Annotated in this window: 1 protein-coding gene; it reads left to right on the forward strand. The window is 67.9% G+C overall.

Features of this window, described 5'->3' with window-relative positions; genetic code table 11:
- A partial coding sequence (locus EN893_RS37005; protein WP_245490993.1) for an amidase family protein occupies nt 1–565 on the forward strand: 565 nt, incomplete at its 5' end.
- Nucleotides 566–591: the final 26 nt, after the last annotated feature.

Here is a 591-nt window from a genome sequence, read left to right on the forward strand (position 1 = left end):
CGAGGTGGCGACCGCGTTCGACCGCTGCCTTGGCAAGATCGAGCAGACAGGCGCGCGGATCGCCGACCTGTCGATCGACGATCTGCTCGCCGATTTGCGCGCGGCGACCAAGCGTGGCTCGATCGCTGCGATGGAAGGGGCCGAAGTGCATGCCGACTGGCTGGCGACAGGAGCGTCGGTGCCGGTCGACCCGCATGTCAGCGGACCTTTGTCGCGGGCGGCAATGCTGCCGACGCCTGTCTACATCAGGGCAATGCGTCGTCGCGCAGCACTTGCCGCCGCCATGGACGAGCGGCTGGCATCGGTCGATGTGCTGGCTCTGCCGACCACGCCGGTGACGGCGCCGACCATCGTCTCGATGGCTGACGACGCCGAGCTGCGCGACCGCACCGAGGGCCTGCTGCTGCGCAACACGCAGGTCGCCAACCAGTTCGATCTCTGCGCGATCTCGCTACCGATGCCGGGCACTCCGCTGCCCGCCGGATTGATGCTGGTGGCGCGCAACGGGCATGACCGGCGCCTGCTGCGGATTGCTGCCGAAATAGAGCAGCTGCTTGGCGCGTGACCAGGGCTGAACTGCCTATCAGTGCG

Origin of the sequence: Mesorhizobium sp. M7A.F.Ca.CA.004.04.2.1 (assembly GCF_004022825.1) — a bacterium.
Classification (GTDB): domain Bacteria; phylum Pseudomonadota; class Alphaproteobacteria; order Rhizobiales; family Rhizobiaceae; genus Mesorhizobium.